The organism is Intestinibaculum porci, from assembly GCF_003925875.1.
Lineage (GTDB): Bacteria > Bacillota_I > Bacilli_A > Erysipelotrichales > Coprobacillaceae > Intestinibaculum > Intestinibaculum porci.
Genome location: NZ_AP019309.1, coordinates 1233471 through 1251244, shown reverse-complemented (window position 1 = coordinate 1251244; position 17774 = coordinate 1233471). Strand labels below are relative to the sequence as shown.

14 protein-coding genes and 1 pseudogene are annotated in these 17774 nt (G+C 39.0%); 3 read left to right on the top strand and 12 right to left on the bottom strand.

The genetic code is table 11. The features are described 5' to 3' along the window. Position 1: 1 nt before the first annotated feature. From SG0102_RS06110 to fucO, 5 genes are all read right to left on the bottom strand, one after another. Complete coding sequence (locus tag SG0102_RS06110) at positions 2-1309, bottom strand: TRAM domain-containing protein (protein ID WP_125119130.1); 1308 nt, start codon at positions 1307-1309, stop codon at positions 2-4. Further along, on the bottom strand, positions 1284-2102 hold the full coding sequence (locus SG0102_RS06105; RefSeq protein ID WP_125119129.1) for a YihY/virulence factor BrkB family protein: 819 nt from the start codon (positions 2100-2102) through the stop codon (positions 1284-1286). Before SG0102_RS06105 ends, SG0102_RS06110 begins: the two co-directional genes overlap by 26 nt. Positions 2103-2139: 37 nt before the next feature. Then, positions 2140-3414, bottom strand: a complete 1275-nt coding sequence (locus SG0102_RS06100; RefSeq protein WP_179951193.1) for a hemolysin family protein — start codon at positions 3412-3414, stop codon at positions 2140-2142. A 321-nt stretch (positions 3415-3735) separates the two neighbouring features. After that, positions 3736-3903: a hypothetical protein gene (locus tag SG0102_RS15350; RefSeq protein WP_157982986.1), complete on the bottom strand. Its 168-nt coding sequence runs from the start codon at positions 3901-3903 to the stop codon at positions 3736-3738. 46 nt (positions 3904-3949) lie between these two features. Beyond that, positions 3950-5104 (bottom strand): lactaldehyde reductase, encoded by a 1155-nt coding sequence (gene fucO / locus SG0102_RS06095; RefSeq protein ID WP_125119127.1) that lies wholly within the window; start codon positions 5102-5104, stop codon positions 3950-3952. A gap of 220 nt (positions 5105-5324) precedes the next feature. Here fucO and SG0102_RS06090 point away from each other — a divergent pair, with 220 nt between their 5' ends. Then, positions 5325-6416 carry a glycerol dehydrogenase gene (locus tag SG0102_RS06090; RefSeq protein WP_125119126.1) on the top strand — a complete coding sequence of 364 codons (1092 nt, stop codon included), beginning with the start codon at positions 5325-5327 and terminating at the stop codon, positions 6414-6416. Between the two features lie 103 nt (positions 6417-6519). Continuing rightward, positions 6520-6906 carry an SPOR domain-containing protein gene (locus tag SG0102_RS06085; RefSeq protein ID WP_125119125.1) on the top strand — a complete coding sequence of 129 codons (387 nt, stop codon included), beginning with the start codon at positions 6520-6522 and terminating at the stop codon, positions 6904-6906. Between the two features lie 34 nt (positions 6907-6940). On the opposite strand, the gene SG0102_RS06080 is transcribed toward SG0102_RS06085, so the two are convergent. From SG0102_RS06080 to SG0102_RS06055, 6 genes are all read right to left on the bottom strand, one after another. Then, positions 6941-8653: a fibronectin type III domain-containing protein gene (locus SG0102_RS06080; protein ID WP_125119124.1), complete on the bottom strand. Its 1713-nt coding sequence runs from the start codon at positions 8651-8653 to the stop codon at positions 6941-6943. A 93-nt stretch (positions 8654-8746) separates the two neighbouring features. Beyond that, the gene (locus SG0102_RS06075; RefSeq protein ID WP_125119123.1) at positions 8747-9286 is read right to left on the bottom strand and encodes a TetR/AcrR family transcriptional regulator C-terminal domain-containing protein; all 540 of its coding nucleotides are present in this window, start codon (positions 9284-9286) and stop codon (positions 8747-8749) included. Positions 9287-9314: 28 nt separating this feature from the next. Further along, positions 9315-11114 carry an ABC transporter ATP-binding protein gene (locus SG0102_RS06070; RefSeq protein ID WP_125119122.1) on the bottom strand — a complete coding sequence of 600 codons (1800 nt, stop codon included), beginning with the start codon at positions 11112-11114 and terminating at the stop codon, positions 9315-9317. After that, entirely contained in the window at positions 11107-12903 is a 1797-nt protein-coding gene (locus SG0102_RS06065) for an ABC transporter ATP-binding protein (protein ID WP_125119121.1), read from the bottom strand. The genes SG0102_RS06070 and SG0102_RS06065 overlap by 8 nt, the downstream gene beginning before the upstream one ends. Positions 12904-12928: 25 nt before the next feature. Beyond that, positions 12929-13207 carry a DUF1653 domain-containing protein gene (locus SG0102_RS06060; RefSeq protein ID WP_125119120.1) on the bottom strand — a complete coding sequence of 93 codons (279 nt, stop codon included), beginning with the start codon at positions 13205-13207 and terminating at the stop codon, positions 12929-12931. After that, positions 13204-14067 (bottom strand): NAD(P)-dependent oxidoreductase, encoded by an 864-nt coding sequence (locus SG0102_RS06055; RefSeq protein WP_125119119.1) that lies wholly within the window; start codon positions 14065-14067, stop codon positions 13204-13206. The genes SG0102_RS06060 and SG0102_RS06055 overlap by 4 nt, the downstream gene beginning before the upstream one ends. Before the next feature lie 278 nt (positions 14068-14345). Between SG0102_RS06055 and SG0102_RS06050 the strand changes: the two genes are divergently transcribed. Next, complete coding sequence (locus SG0102_RS06050) at positions 14346-16238, top strand: IS1634 family transposase (protein WP_125119118.1); 1893 nt, start codon at positions 14346-14348, stop codon at positions 16236-16238. 721 nt (positions 16239-16959) lie between these two features. On the opposite strand, the pseudogene SG0102_RS06045 reads toward SG0102_RS06050, so the two are convergent. After that, positions 16960-17610: pseudogene (locus SG0102_RS06045) on the bottom strand (IS66 family transposase); the annotation flags it as partial. Between the last annotated feature and the right edge of the window lie 164 nt (positions 17611-17774).

The window sequence follows — 17774 nt, the reverse complement described above, 5'->3', positions numbered from 1 at the left end:
CTTAGAGACGCACCATCTTTACAATACCGGTCACTAATGGGGTATTCGGATCCATATCTACCCCGCTGACATAAGCAATCGTATAACGCGCCTGCAGGGCAGCGATCGCTTCACCTAAAGTAGACATATTTTTGGCCGTAATAATGACTTCTGGAATCTTTGATAAGATAATGGATTTGGCAATTTCTTCAGACATTTCATCATTAAAAAGCTGTAATAAAGCGACATCATAATGATGTTTCTTACAGAAATGGGTGATCTCTTCATCGACATCTCCTAACTTAAACTTCTTATTTGTCTCTTTCAAACGATCAGCGTTTAAACGAGCATCATCGACGCAGTTCATATCCCCTTCTAAAGCTCTGACAGTATTTGGTAAAGACATTTCTAATAAACCATAACGGGGATAAACAGATAAGACTTCCGCCTCTTCTGGAATTAATGATTTCACGACATCATAGTAAGCTTCTTCCATTTCTGGATTGATCACCATCGGCGTTTTCACTGAGAATAAGAAATCACGATCATCATAGTGATATGTCATGCGGTTATTGCCATAGATTCGTTTAAAGCCTTTTTCATTAAAACTGCTGTGACTAGAGGTATTGATCGTATAATAAATAGAGGCCACTTCATCCAATGCGGCAATCTCCTGGGTAACTTCTTTGGCGATGCCATCTTTCCCCGTCACAAAGACTAACTGATAAGCGTCGTCAAATTTGCGGACCATAACATAACGTAAGCCTTTTTTGACTCTTGGGTAATAGTCTTTGCATTTATGTTTGTTTAAGATATCCTGCACTTTCTTTAATAAACGGTTAATGCCGTGATCCTGCAGGCGATAGAGATCATCAACGGATAAGAAGGATTCAACCCCTTCTAATTCCCCAAACGCTAACTGACCATGACGATAAATGATTGGGAAGCCAGCATACTGACGATAGTTTTCTCTCGTCTTCGCTTCTAAGACTGGTTTCACATTGAGGGCATCGACATTAAATTTGGTGTATTTACTGATGGCATCTTTGATTAATCCTTTTTTATAAGGCAGCTGATCTAAATAGTTCATATGGAATAAGCTATAGCCATACTGCGCTTTAGCGTGATTCTTCTCATGGCTGCGGGCAGAAGATTTCTTTAAAATCTTTACCACATGACCAACCATATAATTACGTTCATTACGATCGATCGCGCAAAGCACTTCTTCGCCGGTGAGGGCCCCTTTGATAAAGACAATCTTGGAATCAATATAGGCAATGCCTTCGCCATTGATCCCCATTTTTTTAATTGTGACGGTTTGATTTTTCATGTTTAAGTCTCCTTATGTATTGAATATGGGTGACATACATGCCAATGTAGAATACTTCACTCGACCAGTTAAAGACAAACAGTAATAACACTAATGAAGCTAACGGACCATAGACGTTTTCATAGTTGGCAAAATGCATGTAGATTTTGAAAAAGATATAAAAGATGACAATCCCGCTTGAGCCAACAATCGCTCCAGGATAAGCTTCCTGGAAGGTAATATGCGCTTTTGGGACAATCATATAGACGCCTAAGAAAAATAGCACTAACAGCCAGTACATAATAATATACTGTAAGATGGCAATTCCATAAAGGCGATTAAAGATTCTTGAAATAGGTCCTGACACTAATAAGAATACCACAGTCATCATCGAAAGTAATAGCAGGACCGTCACTTTAAAAACATATTTAAAGTAATCCAGTAAGGTTTCTTCTTTGCCATGAGGGGTTTTAAATAAATCTTTGGAAATAATATAAATATTCCCCACCCCGCGGGAAACCGCATAAAGAGAAAAGCCTAAGATGACAATTGAGGAAATCGAAGCACTATGACCATTAAGGACATTGACAATCATCTTGGAATATTCCGGCTGCACATACGTTTCCAGTAATTTCTCTAATAAGTTCAGATCAATATGAAAGAAATTGGAAAACATGGCTAAAATCGAGGTAGCGGGAACAATCAGGATTAATAAATAAAAGGACAGCGCCGCACTGGCATAGCCAGGAACATATTTACGATATTGGTTATACACCTTATAAATAAATGAAGTAATGCTCTTGACCTTCTCCATAAACGCTCTCCTTTCCTAAAAGATGAAAAGAAAAACACTAGTCATCGTGTTTTTCTTGATCATCCTCTTCATCTTTATTCACAATTGTCAGTTTTAACTGTTCAATACGGTTTTTATCAATCTTCTCAATCGTAAAAATACAATTATCAATAGCTACCTGCTGGTGTAAAATCGGTGAACCATTCACCGCCCCTAAAACCAGGCCGCCAATCGATTCAAAGTCTTCTGATTCAAAGTTTGTCCCACATTCATCATTGACTTCATCAATATCCATTGTGCCATCTAATAAGAACTCATGGTTCGCTAATTCAATAACATCAGGTTCTTCTTCATCGAATTCATCATCAATTTCCCCAACGATTTCTTCAACGATATCTTCTAATGAAACAATGCCGCTCATCACGCCATATTCATCTAAAACCACCGCTAATGAAATATGATCATTACGCATCTTTTCAAAGACATCAGACACCTGATTAAATTCATATACAAAGTAAGCTGGACGCATATAATTCTTGACATCAAAATTGTCAGGATCCACTTGTGAGACAACTAAGTCTTTAATATTTAAGACTCCGATAATATCATCCGTATCATCTTCTTTATGCACTGGGATACGGGAGAACTGATATTCCTTTAAGAATGCAATCAGTTCTTCATAAGTAATCGCATCATCAATATCCGCCACATGGATACGTGGAGTCATAATCTCTTTGATTTCCGTATCACTGAATTCAAACACATTATGTAACATCTCTTTTTCTTCGTCTTCTAGGACGCCTTCTTCATGAGAGACATTGACAATCGTCTTTAAATCTTCCTGGGTCATCGTTGGTCCCTGTTCCCCATGATCGCCCATCAGTTTCATTAATAAATGAGTGAAGGCACCTAAAATAACATCGATAGGAGTTAAGATGAAATTAATAAACTGGATAATGCGGGCAAAGGATAAAACAATACTTTCTGCATTTCTTGTAGCAATGGTTTTTGGGGTAATTTCCCCAAAGATTAAAATCATGAGTGTTACAAAGCCTGTCGCTAAAGCGACACCAATACCTTCATTACCAAAGATGGAAATGACAAATGACGTTGTTAATGAAGAAGCGCCAATATTGACTAAGTTATTACCTACTAAAATCGATGAAAGGACACGTTCATTATGGTCAAGCAGTTTTTGTACAATCTGCGCACGCTTGTTCCCTTCTTCTTCCGCTAAGGTCTTAATACGGATATGAGAAACACTCATAAACGCAGTCTCTGACGCAGAGAAAAATGCGGAAAGACTAATTAATATAATAAAGGTTACAATCATTACGACTTGATTCGGGTCCACTTGGTATTCATACTCCTTATAATTCAAATTTCCTTTGATATGCCTTGTGAAGCATATAAACATACAAGCCTAGTATAGAGCAAAACCGCCCTTTCGTAAATAAAAATCTCCTTCTCTCTTTTTATATTTAGGAAATCTAATAATGAAGCTTATTGATAATCAAAATTCGCATTCATCTTCACTATTATTTCCTAAAAATCATAAATAAATTTTTAAATTATTTATGCATTTGACTGCATATACTTCCTTATTTCTCAAAGTTTTTAAAGCATCATTTGCACAGTGGTGCTGGTGATGCTTTTAAAACCCTTTAATATAATCGCTCTCTAGAAGCTTTTCTATCTTCTCCAGCTTTTCGTGAGGTGGATTAAACATAAAGCAACACAGGTTTAAATAATGTGGTAGATCATCTCGATCAAAACCACTCATACTGCCAGTCCTCACAATCACATCATCAATCTTTCTCATGCAAACATAGAAAAAAATCAGAGCGGTGGGCTCTGATTAATCTTGATTATTCTGGTTTCATAACCTTTCTGATTAAGGCTTCGAATTCAGGTAATGAAGTATCTCTTGGGTTACCTGGCGCACATGCATCAGCAGCCGCATCCTTAGCTAACTGAGGGATATCTTCTTCTTTTAATCCTTCGACATATTCAGGGATACCAACATCTTTACCTAACTGTTTAACAGCATCGATGGCAGCTTTACGATATTCTTCCTGGCTCATCGCATCAACGCCTTCAACACCCATGGCACGAGCGATTTCTCTGAAACGTTCGCCAGTGTATTCCTGGTTCCATTCCATGATCACTGGTAACATGATCGCACATGCAACACCATGAGGTGTGTCATAATGCGCTGAGAATGTATGCGCGATGGAATGTGCAATTCCTAAACCAACGTTAGAGAAGCCCATCCCGGCAATATACTGACCTAAAGCCATAGCTTCTTTCGCTTTTGGATCTTTCTTGCAAGCCTGACGTAAGTTATGAGAAATCAATTTGATCGCTTCTAAGTGGAACATATCAGTCATTTCCCAAGCTGCTTTGGTTGTATAACCTTCAATCGCATGGGTTAAAGCATCCATACCCGTTGATGCGGTTAATGCTTCTGGCATACTCATCATCATATCTGGGTCGATAACCGCATACATTGGGATATCATGTTCATCAACACAAACGAATTTACGCTGTTTTTCTACATCAGTAATAACGTAGTTGATCGTGACTTCGGCAGCTGTTCCGGCGGTTGTAGCAACGGCGATTGTTGGAACGGCATGATTCTTTGTTGGGGCTACCCCTTCCAATGAACGAACATCAGCGAATTCTGGGTTCGCGATAATAATACCAATAGCTTTAGCAGTATCCTGAGCAGATCCGCCACCAATTGCTACAATGGCATCAGCGTCCGCTTCTTTGAATGCTTTTACCCCAGCCTGAACGTTTTCAATTGTTGGGTTTGGTTTAACATCTGAGAATAAAGCATAATCAATGCCATTCTTTTCTAATAAGTCAGTCACTTTTGTAGCGACACCAAATTTTACTAACCCTTTATCTGTTGATACAAAGATTTTCTTGTATCCTGCTGTTTTAATAATATTAGGAATTTCTTCAATGGCTCCTTTACCATGATAAGATACAGTGTTTAATACAATTCTATTTGCCATAATTAACTCTCCTTTGTTCTTCTTTTCACATTCATTATTTTAACGAAGCGCTTACTTGCTTTCAAGTGACACAATTGTCAAAGTGTCACTTTGTGAAATAATAGTCTTTCATAAAATGTAAAGCTTTTTTCATAGATAGAAACAAAATCATGTTTATTTGACATGACATGTAAGCGCATACTATAATAAGTATAGATTACTTAGAAAGAGGGTTTTGATAATGAAAAGATTAAGAGCTATGAGAGAACCGCTCAAATATGTACAAGGAAAGGATGCCGTTAAACATTTCTATGAAGAAATGAACTACATGGGCAAACGCTGGTTATTTATATGTTCTAACAGTGGGTATAAAGCATGCCATAATGGTATTGAAGAAAGCTTTGGCAACGAAGAAGATTTTCGTCATTATGAAGTCTTTGGCGGCATTTCTTCCAAAGGAGAAGTTGCAAAATTCCAGAAGATCGTCGAAGATGAACACATCGATACCGTTGTCGGCGTGGGCGGCGGAAGCGCTGTAGATACCGCTAAAGCCACCGCCTTCTACACTCACACGCATGTGGTGATCATTCCTACCGTTGCAGCGACGGATGCACCATGTACCGGTTTATCCGTTATTTATAATGATGATGGCAGCTTTGACAAATATTTATTTTATCCCACCAACCCAGATGCTGTTTTAGTTGATACCCAGGTCATCGCTAACGCTCCCGTACGTTTCTTAGTTGCTGGTTTAGGTGATGCCTTAGGCACTTACTTCGAAGGTCGCGCTTCTATTCAGACCGAGTCTCCTTCTCTAGAAGGCACTGGTATTACCCGTGTTGGTATGGCGATTGCGAAAGAATGTTACAAAACATTACGTAACTATGGTAAACAGGCGATTGTCGCTTGTGAAAACAACGTCGTTACTCCAGCTTTAGAAGCCATCGTTGAAGCGAATGTTTATATGTCTGGGGTCGGCGCTGATAATGTTAACTGCGCGGCAGCACATTCCTTCTATAATGGGTTAACTTCTTTAGGTGGCCATAGTGCTCCACACGGTAACTGTGTTGCCTTCGGTACACTTGTGCAATTAATTCTTGAAGGTGCTACTAAAGAAGAATTTGAAGATGTCCAGGGCTTCTGCTTAGAAGTTGGCTTACCAGTTACCTTAGAGGAATTAGGGATCACTACGAAAGAGCAGATTGAAACCATCGCTAAGAATGCCTGCGTTCCCGGAGAAACCATCCATAACTTAGCTGGTGATGTGACACCTGATGAATTATATGCAGCCATTGTAGCTGCGGATGCTTTAGGCAAAGCTGTTAAGAAATAAGCAATGATCGGTTTACGTGAGTAAACCGATTTTTTTATATGAAATGAATTTCATATATTCCTGATCGCAATAAGCGTATAATAAAAATAACAGGAGGAGAATTATGAGGAAAATAATAATTTGTATCACATGTCTATTGATGATGGGATGTTTAAGTTTAGGGAAAGTCAGAGCACAGTCTTCTCACGAATCATTTTATGGGGTATGGGTATCCGCTTCGAAGAGTAAAAAAGTGGCTTTGTCTGAGTTAAGAAAGGTGAAAGCCCGTGGCTTCAAGAAAGCGCGCATTTATCAAACAAACGACTGGTCCAATCTTAATGTTGAACACTACTACGCTATTTCGATCAACAGATACCCAAACAAAGCACAGGCACGGCGCTCTTTAAAGAAAGTCAAAAGATATTACCCTGGTGCTTACGTTAAGTTTACCGGCTTCAATCTGATCTATCATTCCCCTTGTCCTTACAGCATCATGCATTTAGCTTTTTAGGATGAAAACAGGAAGCTTATTTTGCTTCCTGCTTTCATCCTTTTATTTTAACACTTAGAGACGATGACCAGCGTCCCTTCTTCTTACCGTTAACCGTTTGCACTTTAAAACTATAAGTTTTTGCTTTCAGTTTCTTAAAGGTATAGGTATTCCCTTTAATCATCTTATAAGACCACTTTTTAGTCCCTTTGATACGATACGCTAAACGGTACTTTTTGATCCCTTTCTGTTTTGTCCAGGATACTATCACTTTTCCCTTCTTTTGCATCTTTGCCTTAATTGTGAGTTCACTTAATGCATACGTTACATAGCGTTTCTTAAAGCAGTTTTCACAATAATAAAGCTTTTTCCCTTTATGTTTCTTTGTAGCTTTTTTGATAATGTATGCTTTGCTCCATTTATGACCTGTTGGTGGAATCTTTTTTGTCAAATGGGCACCGCAAATGGAACAATTCTTTTCTTTCTTCCCTGCTCTAGTACAAGTTGCATCGGTGATAATCTCCCACTTGTCTTTATTGTGAGGGCAATCCTTTGGATTAATAACCGTCACCTGACAAGTTGCGGTTAACCCATAGTGGGTTTGACATGTTAATGTAGCCTGACCGTAACCTGTCGCATAAACTGTCCCTTGATCATAATAGGCAATCTGATCATTAGAAGAGCTCCAGACATAAGCATCCTCAGAGCTGTTTTCCGGTATATTTGTCACCTTAAGCTCGGTATTATCGCCTTTCTTCAACGTTATATTATGGGTATTAAGAATAATAGAATCTGCGCGATAACCATCAAAAAAATGCACATCATATTCAACCGAGCGACTGCCGCTAATCGAAACATGAAAAACATCTCCAGATGAATACTTGATATTATTTGGTCTAAAGATCACGGCATCTTCATGACCATACGTTTCATGATTTATTACAAATTTTCCGGAATGGGGATCATTCTGATCAGATGTCTTACTGAAAGTCCATGTTTCCGGTGGTAAATGAGCACCTGATGTCTTCCTTGTTAAAGTGACGGCAATATTATCATCGATTTCATCCGCAAAACTATAATTCCAAGCACAATAATCACCACCCCATAATTCAATTGGCATTTCTCGCGGTGGATAGGCATAATCCTGCTTTTGTGCTTTCCGATCATAATCCATCACGTTTACAGCTGAAATTCCCCCAGCAGCGCCAAAAGCCACATTCTTAAGCGTAGGATTTAATAACCAGCGCCGATGACCAAGATCATTAATATTCGAATCGTCAGAATCATCCAGCCAGATATAAACTGAACCCGTTAAAAGCGTACCAGCTGCTAAATTACAAGATGTTGTGCCATCCGTTCCCGCTTCATAGAGTTCTCGGCTCATCACACTACTTTGAGCAGGCATGTGGGATAAGGAATCACTTAAATAGTTCAGATACACACCAGCCTGTGTGCTTTGATCTAATTGACTATTATAGCCAACCTGCGGCAAGCCCGTAATATAGCGATAATTATTGAGATATGTAAGTGCGTTATTTTTTGTATCATCAGAAAGCTGACCAATATCGGCTAGGGTGTAAGTTGTTTTTGTATCCTTTTTCGTATAATCCTGCGTATACGTCGTCTCTTTCCCATGATGCACATAATGAGTCTTCAATTCTTGAATAATCTCTTCTTCACTTGGCGTAGTCATAGCGGCTTTTACTTTTGGTGATGAAATACCCATCACAAGCATCATACTCATAAGTATTGTTAGTACTTTCTTCATCCTCTTCACCTCTTTCTTTTATTGTACAAGATGGCTTCTCCACAAACAATAAAAGCCAAACAAACGCAAAAAAACGTTAGGCAGCACCTAACGTTAATTGAGATCCTTTAAATAATAAGCTAGTTTCGGAGGTAAGGCTTCGATTAACTGTTTGGCCATCACTTCCGGTGAAGTGGTCATGCCGGAAACAGCCCATTCGACCGTCATGGTAATAGAACCATGACAGTACATTTGTAAAAGGAAATCGATATCCTGAGGGATCGGAGATTGTAATTTCTTTTCAATAATACCCTTATAGAATTCATAAATACATTTATAATCATAGTTTTCGACATTGTTATAATCCTTAGATTTAAAAGCTTCGGTAAAGAAGACCTGATCATGCAATAAGAAGGAGAACTTCTTAGTCAGACCTTCATAGAGCGTTTCTGAAGCCCCAATCTGCAGAAAGGACTTATCAGCTAAACGTTCAAAATACCAGTTGACTAAATCATATTTATCTTTGAAATGACGATAAAAGGTTTGTCTGGTCATCCCTGAACGTTTCACAATATCTTTGACTGTGATTTTATCTAAAGCCTGATGATTCATCAGGTCTTTTATACTTTCGGCAAATATATATCTTGTATCCATTTTTAATCACCGCTCCTAGTATAGCACATTATAAGGCCTTTATAGTAGCATCGTCTTCATACTGACGGGTATAAAGCTTATAATAGTAACCCTTTTGAGCCATTAAGCCTTGATGATTGCCTTGTTCGACAATCTTGCCATCACGCACGACTAAAATGACATCGGCATCAACAACCGTTGATAAACGATGGGCGATCATAAAGGATGTACGACCTTTGATGACGGTTTGAATCGCATCCTGAATGGCTTTTTCGGTAACCGTATCAATCGATGAAGTGGCTTCATCTAAGACTAAGATGGCTGGATTGGCCAGAATGGCACGAGCAAAGGATAATAACTGTTTTTCACCAGTGGAGAGTAAATCTCCCCCTTCTCCCACTTCACTATCTAAACCGTGTCCCATATGATCAACAACACTACGAGCAGAAACTAAATCAATAGCTTTCCAGATGTCTTCATCCGTGGCATCAGGTTTAGCATAGCGTAAGTTATCACGCACACTGCCGGAAAATAAATGCGGCGTCTGTAAGACATAGCCTAAATGACTATGCAGCCATAACTGTGAACGTTCTTTCGCATCTCTGCCGTCAATAAGAATTTGCCCGGATATTGGTTCAAAGAAACGACAGACTAAGTTGACCAATGTCGATTTGCCTGCCCCTGTTTCTCCAACAATCGCCACATTCGTCCCTTGCGGCACTTTCAAATTGAAATGTTCTAAAACCATTTCCTCACCATCGGGATATTTGAATGAGACATCTTTGAATTCGACATCACCATGAAGATCTTCCCAATTTTCATAGTGAGGATGGAATGTATCACCATATTTTTCAATAACAGCTGGCGTATCTTTGACATCACTTTCAGTTTCCATTAAGGTCATAAAACGTTCAATATTGGCTTGCACCTGAATTAAAGCACTAAAAACTTCTACGATATACTGAATTGGTTCAATCATATTAAGGGCATATGTCATAAAGACAGATAAGGTCCCAATCGCCATTAACCCCTGCTTTGTGAGCATTCCGCCGCGATCTAAGACAATAGCCAAAGCGATGGCTGACATAATGGTAATAGAGGCAGTAAATAATGCAGAATAATGGGTGGCATGAATACTGGTCTGACGCATCTCTTTGGTATCTTTTCTAAAGTCATGCGCTATCTTATCTTCAACGACTAAGGTTTTAATCGTTTTCGCGCCAGTAATGCCTTCATTAAAATCACCCGTAATTGTAGAGTTAATTTCTCGTATTTGTCTGTTTAAGTGAATCAGACGACGCTGAAAGAAACTGATTAATACAGTAGCAATCGGCAATAAGATAAGTAACAGACAGGCTAACTTCCAATTGATCATCATCATGACAATAAAGACCGCCACAATGTAAGAGGCATTCCAGACAAAGTCCATAATTCGCCAGGTCATAAAAGTCCCGATACGATCGGTATCACTCATCACTCTGGCATGGATATAACCCACATTGTTGGTATTGAAATAAGAGAATGATAAGGTCTGTAAATGATTAAAAGAGGCATTCTTTAAATCACGGCCAATACCTAATTCCACTTTGGCACAGATATAAGTAGAGATAAAGTTATCAATGACCTGAATCACTAAGATGATGATATAAAGCGCCATAAAGTATGGCAAAGTATCTAAGGTATGTTTCCCAATATAATGGTTTAATGCATAACGGTTAAACAAAGGATAAATACTATCAAAGATGGATGAACCAATACCGAGGATCACCATGATGATAATAAGCTTGGTATATTTTCTGATATAAGGATAAAGATCCACTAAACCAAAGAATTTTCTTTTCTTATGCATGGCGACCTCCTATATTCTGAATATCACAGATCTTTTTATAGATCCCATTTTGTTTATACAGCTCTTCATGCGTGCCTACTTCCGCAATCTTGCCATGATTAAGGACTAAGATCTGATCCGCATTCATTAAGGTTGTAATACGATGACTAATAAGAATGACAGTGGCTTGCCCCGTCGCGGTTTTTAAAGCATGACGAATCTTTGCGTCCGTTTCTGCATCTAAAGCGGATAAGGAATCATCAAAAATCATTACTGGGGCATGCTGGATCACCATTTGGGCAATCGCTGTTCTCTGCTTTTGCCCGCCAGATAAAGTGACCCCGCGTTCCCCAACAAAGGTATCATAACCATGTTTGAAATGATTAATGGCATGATCTAAAGAGGCAATTCTTGAAGCTTCTTCAATGTCGGCAAACTGCGCTTTGTCATTCGCAATCGCAATATTGTCTTTCAGACTGCGTGAGAAGAGATAAGGTTCCTGTAAGACTAAACCAATATTGGAACGTAAATAATCAGAGTCTATATCTCTGATATCGACGCCGCCAATGGTAATCTTACCCTTCGTAACCGGATAAAGACGATCCAGCAAATACATCAATGTTGACTTTCCTGAACCCGTACCACCTAAGATACCGATGGTCGAGCCTTTTTCAATGGCAAATGAGACATCTTTAATAATATCTGGTCCTTGCTCATCATAACGGAAGGTCACATGATCAAAGATAATATCCTGATGCATATCCGGTTTTAATGGCTGCGCAATATTGACTTCTTCCTGGGCATTCATAATATAACGAATACGATCAATGGAAACTCCGGCGCGCGACATTTCTGAAATCACACGCCCTAATCGACGAATTGGCCAAACTAACATCGCATTATATGATATAAAGGCAATAAAGTTACCTGGTGTCATTTCGCCATGATAAACAGCTAAAGTGCCTAAAACCACAATGACAAAAACCTGCAATCCAGAGATGCCCTCACCAATTGACCTGAAAGCACTCATTAACGCTGATAACTTCATATAGGCAGCCGTATAAATATCATTTTGTTTTTCAAAACGGGCTTTTTCATAACGCTCGCGGCCAAAAGCCCGGACCACACGCACACCGGTTAAGTTTTCCTGAGCGATCGAAGAAAGGTTCCCTTCTTCTTCATCCGCTACCGCAAAGGTAGCCGCTAACTTATTGTGGAAAAATAATGAATAAAGCACAATAATTGGTAAGAACACTAAGGCTACAAGCATGAGTTTTACTGAGATACTTGACATAAAGGTGAGACCGATCACGAGCATGACAATAATTCTAAACATGCCGGTTAACTGTTCTGATAAGAAGTTTTTGACCATTTCCACATCATTGGTACAGCGCTGGATCAGATCACCGGTTGGATTCTTGACATACCAGGCAAAAGGCAAATGTTCAATATGTTCAAACAAGCGATTACGCATCGTCATGACTAATGTCTCGGCGCCAGTACTGTTCATTAATGAGAATAAGTAACGGCAGATAGCGCCAATCAAAGCGACCAGCATGACTAAAGCAGCAACTAATAATAAGTTCCCCTTCAACATATCAATAGATAGAAATGAAGATAAAAAGGCTGGCAGTTTCTTGGGAGCATCACCGATGATCGCATCGACGGTAAAGCCGATAATCTTTGGATTGATGAGATCAAATAATGATGACAAAATTGCAAAGATAATACTTAAGAAGAAATATTTCTTACTGCCCTGCAGAAAATAGAGTACCAGTTTAAGTTTGGTAGGAAATTTTTCTTTTTCCATAGCTTCCTCCTTTAAAAAGATCACCTTAGTGGTGATCTTCCTCGTCTTGAGTTAATTTTTCGAAGCGGTATTTTTGTTTAATATCGGGATATTTTTCATGATCCACTTCACTCATGAACATATCATAAGGTCTAACATAAGCTCCAAAATCGCCATAAAGAGCCTGATAGACCATCATTTTTTCTCTTGTTTCACTGTGGGTGGCCACACCGATAATTCGGTAAAGATAAGTATCACTGCCATCCGTTACAGTTTCTCTTTTAAAATGAGCGACAATGTCGCCCGGCTGAAATGGTCCTCTCATTGTTTGTCCTCGTAATATTTAATTAACGCCTGAGTTCCTAAGTCCCCATAACGCTCTTTTAATGACTCATCCATTGATAAAACGGTTTCTAAGACTTTTAAAGTCAGATGCCGAGATAATGCTTCCTGATCAGCAATCTTCATATCTTTAATAAAGTGTTTGATATAGAAGCCAGGATTATAATCATCCGCTAACATCTTGCGTCCTAAGTTTTCTAACTGCCAGCTGCCAGCAGCCCCTTTGGTGATAGTATCCATCATCAAATTTAAATCTAAACCAGCAGCCTTCGCATAGCTGATCGCTTCCGCTGTCCCGGCTAATGTGCCGGCAATGGCAATCTGATTAGCCATCTTTGTATGCTGGCCAAAGCCAGCTGCTCCTTCATGAATAATCGTGCTGCCCATCGCTTCAAAAAGCGGATGCATCGCTTCAAAATCCGCCTGATCACCGCCGACCATAATCGATAAAGTGCCAGCCTGAGCACCGCTGTCGCCGCCGGAAACCGGCGCATCTAAAGCATGAATACCTTTCTTCTTGGCAGCTTCATAAATTTTCATGGCTAAATCGGGTGATGAGGTCGTCATATCAATAACATAAGTGCCCTCTTTCATATTATTTAAAAGGCCATCCTCACTTAAATAAACATCTTCCACATCCTGTGGGAAACCCACCATGGTGATCACCACATCACTATTTTGTGCGAGATGTTGACGATCTTCATCATAATGCATGCCATCTTTGATTAAGGGCTCTGCCTTCGCTTTTGTCCGTGTAAAGCCATAGACCTCATAGCCATGTTTCATCAAATTTTTTACCATGCCAGATCCCATGACTCCTAAGCCAATAAATCCAATGCGCATTTTTTTATCATTCCTTTACTGACTATTATACAAGATTTTTCGTATTTGTCAAAAGATATACTACGAGACCATGATTTTGATGATCGTCAGAGAATTAAAATCTTAATTTAGAAATTTGAAGCCTTGGGCGGGCGATTGACAGAATCTCTACTAGCCATATCTACAAAACCCCTGTTATCAGGGGCTTTTAGCTGTCAAATTTTATAAACTATTATGTTGTATGTGTTGTATGTATTTCCCTTTCATGGTAAAATATTAGATATGAGGGACTTTTTTATATGAAGCTCTACTACGACAAGCGTCTTAAGGATCCCACATACTATGTCCAGGAGGGAATCAGAAACGGCAAAAAGACGACCACCCGCAATGTAAAAAAGCTCGGCAAACATTCAGAACTTCTGATGGTCACCGATGATCCGGTATCCTACTGCAGAAATGTAATACAAAAAATGAATGAGGATGCGAGATCCGGAAAGCGGGAATACACACTGACGGTCGACTTCAATCAGCGAGTGACAGGACCCGATGATAGCCGGATAAGCCGCTCACTGTCATCCAACATCGGATACTTCTACCTTCAGTACATTTATAATATGCTTGAACTGGACGGCTTTTTTAGAAATCTTCAGGAAAAGTCCAAGGCGAAATATGACTTTAATTCTGTTAACAGATTTCTTACCTTTGGCAGAATCCTTGATCCTCACAGCAAGTATGGCACCTATGACCGCCTTAATGCCTACTATGAGAATCCTCAGATTGAGTACCATCATTTTCTCCGCTTTCTCGATTTAATTGCAGAAAACCAGGAGGACTACCTTGCGCATCTTTATAAAAAATCACAGAATCTCATAAAGAGAGACATGTCTGTCGTCTACTATGACTGCACAAATTACTTTTTTGAATGCGAACAGGCTGACGATGATGAGATTGATCCGGAAACGGGCGAAGTTACAAAGGGGCTAAGACGCTACGGCGTCAGCAAGGAAAACAGGCCTAATCCTATCGTTGAAATGGGACTTTTAATGGACAAGAGAGGAATTCCTATTTCTATGTGCCTGGATCCTGGCAATACCAGCGAGCAGGAAACGGCCACCCCGCTGGAGGAGCAGGTCATTAAGACCATGGGTAACAGTAAATTCATATACTGTGCCGATGCCGGTCTGGGTTCATACAATATCCGCAAATTTAATTCAATGGGCGGCCGAGCTTTTATTGTCACGCAGTCAGTCAAGAAGCTGTCTGATGCTCTTCAGACTGCTGTATTCAACGACTGTGACTACAGAAATCTCAGTGATGACAATCCAGTGTCAATTGAGGAGCTAAAAACCTTTAAATATGACAAAAACAGCGAACTGAACAGAGCACGCTATGAATCTACAGCCTATAAAGTTTTAAATGCTGACAAGGAGGACATCTTTCTTGGTTATTATGAGATGAAAAAATGCAAAAATGGTAAGATCAGGAAAGTAAAAGCAAAAGGCACTTTAAAGCAGATCGTCATTGTTACGTTCTCGAGAAAAATGATGGACTATCAGAGAAAAGTTCGTCAGAGACAGATTGACAGAGCTAAAAAGCTCATCTCTTCAGGTGATCCGGAGAAGATCAAGAAGGGACCCAATGACGTAAGAAGGTTTATCAAAAATAAAAATAAGACAAAGTCAGCTTATATTATAGATGAGGAGCAGATTCGAAAAGAAGAGCAGTATGACGGCTATTATGCAGTAGCGACAAATCTTGTTCTTGATCCGGTCAAGGATATTCTTGACATATCACATAAGAGATACCAGATTGAGGACTGCTTTAGAATAATGAAGACTACCTTCAAAGCTCGTCCTGTCTATGTATATAATCCCAACAGAATTAGAGCGCATTTTTTAACGTGCTTCACCGCCCTGCTAGTATACAGACTGTTAGAATGCATGCTTGATGATCAGGGAACACATGTAACAGTAGAAGAGTTGATAGAAACATTAAAAAACATGAATGTGGTGAATGAGCATGATGTTTATTATAGTGCAACATACACTTCAAGCTATACGCTAAAGGCTCTCGAGCAGCTAACAGAGCTGGGGCTTGACTTTCAGTACTACAAGCCAAAGGACCTGAATAAAATTTTAAGAAAAATTTCAAAAAAATTTTTAAAGAGGCAATCACATACAACAAAAAATTGATTAAACAAAAAGCCAGGAAACACCGATAAATAAAGGGAATCCTGGCTTTTGCTCAATTTTTTCTGTCAATTGTGGGATTATACAAGATTTTTCGTATTTGTCAAAAGATATACTACGAGACCATGATTTTGATGATCGTCAGAGAATTAAAATCTTAATTTAGAAATTTGAAGCCTTGGGACGTAAAAATAGGAGAAGCCGCAAACTTCTCCTATCTGCATTTCAGGCATCTTAACATGCCGTCAATACGATCCTCAGCTATGAGGATACCAAATTTTAAAGATTTTGCAAGAACTAATTTACTGCCAATAGCTTGACAGAACTAATTTACTGCCAATAGCATGAATGCTTTTATTTATTATGTTAAGTTTCTAGTTATGTTAAGTTTTGGCGGTAAATTCCCATTTTAAAGTGAATTTTCGCCATAATACTTAACATAATTATTTGTTAATTAGGTTCTCTAAGAAATTTATCAGCTCTCCGTAAGCGTATTATAAACACGTCATCTTTCCAGCCAACTCCTGGCCTTAGCTCATAGACATACAACCAAACAAAGGATATAATACTCTAAGAAATACTTGGCGGCTGTTAGTCAGATAATCTGAGTAAACCGCTAAAGTTATTTCTACCTAGGATCGGTTATAAAGATTAATCGGGGATATGCGATTCTCATTATGCTGTGGCTAGATAAATTGGTTAGCGGTACAATAAAACCAGGGAGTTATTCCTGGCTGTTATTAGATATCTTTATGTCGTCTGGCAATGACTTTGAATATGGCAGAAGACGTTCGATTGTCTCTTGCGTCATTTTGTGAATGGAAAGCTCAGATAGCGCATATGTAATATATTTTTCAAAATCAAGATTGTTCATCTTTGCTGAAGTGAAGAGAGTGAACCAGTTCATCATGGTTTCAGCGCCTTCTACTGAATTTGCAAAGAGTACGTTCTTGCGTGTCATGACAAACGGCTTTACGCCTTCACGTTCAATAAGATTATTGCTGATTGAGACTTCTGGATGACTGATATAATACAGCAGTTTTTTCCATTGCTTGACAATATAATTCATTGCAGCCGAAAACTTACCGGAAGGCAGAAATTTTTCTTGAATTTCCAGTATCTTAACGTGAATGTCTTTTAGAATAGGTAATTCCAGTTCTTCACGCACTTTTAGAATTTCATCTAGCCCAGCGTTCTTTCCCTTCAGCTTGCGTTCATAACCGAACACTTTGCCAATCATCTGCAGTAGCCAAAGCTGATGGCCGAAAGCTGGATTATCTTTTAGAATTTCATGCCTGCGATCGTCACTCGTAGACTTATTATGAAATTCTTTATAGATATTAGTCTGGATTTTCATCGCATCCTCGATGTACCGTCTGGCATGAGCCTTATTCTAGATCTAGAATAAGGCCCATTATTCATGCTCTTTTTTTATTCAAGGAAATTAAAAATATTAAGATATTATTGATATTTATTGAAGGTATCTCAGATAATAATTATACTGAGATTGAAGAGTATAAAATCTAAGGAGCTGATTAT